Raw genomic sequence first — 3,913 nt, forward strand, 5'->3', positions numbered from 1 at the left:
GTCTGACCAACGGTTTCGAGGTTTCCTCGTACATCGGCGGTGAAGGCCACAACCTGCAAGAGCACAGCGTCGTCCTGATCCGTGGCGGCCGTGTAAAAGACTTGCCAGGTGTTCGTTACCACACCGTTCGCGGCTCTCTGGATACCTCCGGCGTCAAAGGCCGTAACCAGGGTCGTTCGAAGTACGGTACCAAGCGTCCGAAGTAATCGGCCGTTTGCAGCAGATCATTCATTTTATTGAGTCGATAAGAGTAAGGTCGGGCGCAAACTCCTTGAGTTGGATGTCCCGGGCTAACCTGAAGACCGTTTGAGGGCTTATCAATGCCAAGACGTCGTGTAGCAGCCAAGCGTGAGATCCTGGACGATCCGAAATACGGAAGCCAGATCCTCGCCAAGTTCATGAACCACGTGATGGAAAGCGGCAAGAAGGCTGTAGCCGAGCGCATCGTTTACGGTGCCCTGGATACCGTCAAAGCACGCAAGAACAGCGATCCCCTGGAAATCTTCGAGAAAGCTCTCGACGCCATCGCTCCGCTGGTCGAAGTAAAGTCGCGCCGTGTTGGCGGTGCTACTTACCAGGTTCCTGTTGAAGTTCGTCCATCCCGTCGTAACGCGCTGGCAATGCGCTGGCTGGTAGACTTCGCCCGCAAGCGCGGCGAGAAGTCCATGGCGCTGCGCCTGGCTGGCGAACTGCTGGATGCTGCTGAAGGCAAGGGTGCTGCAGTCAAGAAGCGTGAAGACGTGCACCGTATGGCTGAAGCCAACAAGGCTTTCTCGCACTACCGCTTCTAATTCAAGCATCAATCTTTTTGCGAGGGCTTTATGGCTCGTACTACAGCAATTAACCGCTACCGTAACATCGGTATCTGTGCTCACGTTGACGCGGGCAAGACTACCACTACCGAGCGGATCCTGTTCTACACAGGTCTGAGCCACAAGATGGGCGAGGTGCACGACGGCGCCGCGACCACCGACTGGATGGTGCAAGAGCAAGAGCGCGGTATCACCATTACCTCCGCTGCTGTTACCACCTTCTGGAAGGGTTCCCGTGGTCAGTACGACAACTACCGCGTAAACGTCATCGATACCCCTGGCCACGTTGACTTCACTATTGAAGTAGAGCGTTCGCTGCGTGTACTCGACGGCGCGGTCGTTGTGTTCTGCGGTACTTCCGGCGTTGAGCCTCAGTCCGAAACCGTATGGCGTCAAGCCAACAAGTACGGCGTTCCACGTGTTGTCTACGTGAACAAGATGGACCGTGCCGGTGCGGACTTCCTGCGTGTCGTGGGTCAGATCAAGAACCGTCTGGGTCATACCCCGGTCCCGGTTCAGCTGGCTATCGGTTCGGAAGAGAACTTCCAGGGTCAGGTCGACCTCATCAAGATGAAGGCGATCTACTGGAACGACGACGACAAGGGCACTACCTATCGGGAGGAAGAAATTCCTGCCGATCTGCTCGAGCTGGCTGAAGAATGGCGCGCCAATATGGTCGAAGCCGCTGCAGAAGCCAACGAAGAGCTGATGAACAAGTACCTTGAAGAAGGTGAGCTGACTGTCGAAGAGATCAAGGCAGGCCTGCGTGCGCGCACTCTGGCCAGCGAGATCGTTCCGGCTGTCTGCGGTTCGTCCTTCAAGAACAAGGGTGTTCCTCTGGTTCTCGACGCTGTTATCGACTTCCTGCCTGCTCCGACCGAGATCCCTGCAATCCAGGGTATCCACCCGGACAACGTCGAAGACGAAAACGCACCGAAAATCGAGCGTCATGCAAGCGACGACGAGCCGTTCTCGGCTCTGGCGTTCAAGATTGCCACCGACCCGTTCGTTGGTACCCTGACTTTCGTGCGTGTCTACTCGGGCTTCCTGAGCTCGGGCGACTCCGTGATCAACTCGGTCAAGGGCAAGAAAGAGCGCGTTGGTCGTATGGTGCAGATGCACGCCAACCAGCGTGAAGAGATCAAAGAAGTTCGCGCGGGCGACATCGCGGCTCTGATCGGCATGAAGGACGTCACCACTGGTGACACCCTGTGTGACGCAGACAAGCCAGTCATCCTCGAGCGCATGGACTTCCCTGAGCCTGTGATTTCGGTTGCCGTTGAGCCGAAAACCAAGCAGGACCAGGAAAAGATGGGCATCGCCCTGGGCAAGCTGGCTCAGGAAGACCCGTCGTTCCGCGTCAAGACCGATGAAGAAACCGGTCAGACCATCATCTCCGGTATGGGTGAGCTGCACCTGGACATCCTCGTTGACCGCATGAAGCGCGAGTTCAACGTCGAGGCCAACATCGGCAAGCCGCAGGTTTCGTACCGCGAGAAGATCACCAAGGACAACGTCGAGATCGAAGGCAAGTTCGTTCGTCAGTCCGGTGGTCGCGGTCAGTTCGGGCATTGCTGGATCCGCTTCTCGCAGCCTGCTGTGGACGAGAAGGGCAACATCACCGAGGGCCTGGAGTTCGTCAACGAGGTTGTAGGTGGTGTGGTTCCTAAGGAATACATCCCGGCGATCCAGAAGGGTATCGAAGAGCAGATGAAGAACGGCGTTGTCGCCGGCTATCCGCTGATCGGCCTGAAGGCAACCGTGTTTGATGGTTCCTACCACGACGTCGACTCCAACGAGATGGCGTTCAAGGTGGCGGCCTCCATGGCGACCAAGCAGCTGGCCCAGAAGGGTGGCGGTGTTGTGCTTGAGCCGATCATGAAGGTTGAAGTGGTAACCCCAGAGGACTACATGGGTGACGTGATGGGTGACCTGAACCGTCGTCGTGGTCTGATCCAGGGTATGGAAGACTCGGTTTCCGGCAAGGTTATCCGTGCTGAAGTTCCGCTGGGAGAGATGTTCGGTTATGCAACCGACGTTCGTTCCATGTCTCAGGGTCGCGCGAGCTACTCCATGGAATTCTCCAAGTACTCCGAAGCTCCGTCGAACATCGTCGAAGCACTCGTTAAAAAACAAGGCTAATCCAGCCCTTTAGGCAAGAGGTTCACTGTCGTGGCTAAAGAAAAATTCGAACGTAACAAACCGCACGTCAACGTTGGCACCATCGGTCACGTTGACCACGGTAAAACCACTCTGACCGCAGCTCTGACCCGCGTCTGCTCCGAAGTTTTCGGTTCGGCTCGTGTTGACTTCGACAAGATCGACTCGGCTCCAGAAGAGAAGGCTCGTGGTATCACCATCAACACCGCTCACGTGGAGTACGACTCGAACGTACGTCACTACGCGCACGTTGACTGCCCAGGTCACGCCGACTACGTCAAGAACATGATCACCGGTGCTGCCCAGATGGATGGCGCGATCCTGGTTTGCTCGGCCGCCGATGGTCCGATGCCACAAACCCGTGAGCACATCCTGTTGTCCCGTCAGGTAGGCGTACCGTACATCGTTGTCTTCCTGAACAAGGCTGACATGGTTGACGACGCAGAGCTGCTGGAACTGGTCGAGATGGAAGTTCGCGACCTGCTGAGCACCTACGACTTCCCAGGTGACGACACTCCGATCATCGTTGGTTCGGCTCTGATGGCACTGAATGGCCAGGACGACAATGAGCTGGGCACCACCGCTGTCAAGAAGCTGGTAGAAACTCTGGACAGCTACATCCCAGAGCCAGAGCGCGCTATCGACAAGCCGTTCCTGATGCCGATCGAAGACGTGTTCTCGATCTCCGGCCGCGGTACCGTTGTTACCGGTCGTGTTGAGCGTGGCATCGTTCGCATCCAGGAAGAAGTCGAGATCGTTGGTCTGCGTGACACCGTCAAGACCACCTGCACTGGCGTTGAGATGTTCCGCAAGCTGCTGGACGAAGGTCGTGCTGGCGAGAACTGCGGCGTTCTGCTGCGTGGCACCAAGCGTGACGACGTTGAGCGTGGTCAGGTTCTGGCCAAGCCAGGTTCGGTCAAGCCGCACACCAAGTTCACCGC

General features: G+C 57.0%; 4 protein-coding genes. All 4 read left to right on the forward strand.

From position 1 onward, the window contains the following. The coding region (gene rpsL, locus CHB99_RS30290) for a 30S ribosomal protein S12 (RefSeq protein ID WP_249299728.1) at positions 1–206 on the forward strand (206 nt) is incomplete at its 5' end. A 114-nt stretch (positions 207–320) separates the two neighbouring features. Continuing rightward, on the forward strand, positions 321–791 hold the full coding sequence (gene rpsG / locus CHB99_RS28995; RefSeq protein ID WP_009397350.1) for a 30S ribosomal protein S7: 471 nt from the start codon (positions 321–323) through the stop codon (positions 789–791). Positions 792–821: 30 nt separating this feature from the next. Continuing rightward, positions 822–2,954, forward strand: coding sequence for an elongation factor G (fusA, locus tag CHB99_RS29000; RefSeq protein ID WP_042123513.1), 2,133 nt, complete (start codon positions 822–824; stop codon positions 2,952–2,954). 30 nt (positions 2,955–2,984) lie between these two features. Then, positions 2,985–3,913, forward strand: a 929-nt coding sequence (tuf, locus tag CHB99_RS29005; protein WP_089266732.1) for an elongation factor Tu, incomplete at its 3' end; no start/stop codon positions are given.

The sequence above is a fragment of the Pseudomonas japonica genome (assembly GCF_900188455.1).
Classification (GTDB): Bacteria; Pseudomonadota; Gammaproteobacteria; order Pseudomonadales; family Pseudomonadaceae; genus Aquipseudomonas; species Aquipseudomonas japonica.

Coding starts and splice junctions, on each gene's coding strand:
- rpsG (WP_009397350.1), top strand. CDS start 321: ATGCCAAGACGTCGTGTAGCAGCCAAGCGTGAGATCCTGGACGATCCG.
- fusA (WP_042123513.1), top strand. CDS start 822: ATGGCTCGTACTACAGCAATTAACCGCTACCGTAACATCGGTATCTGT.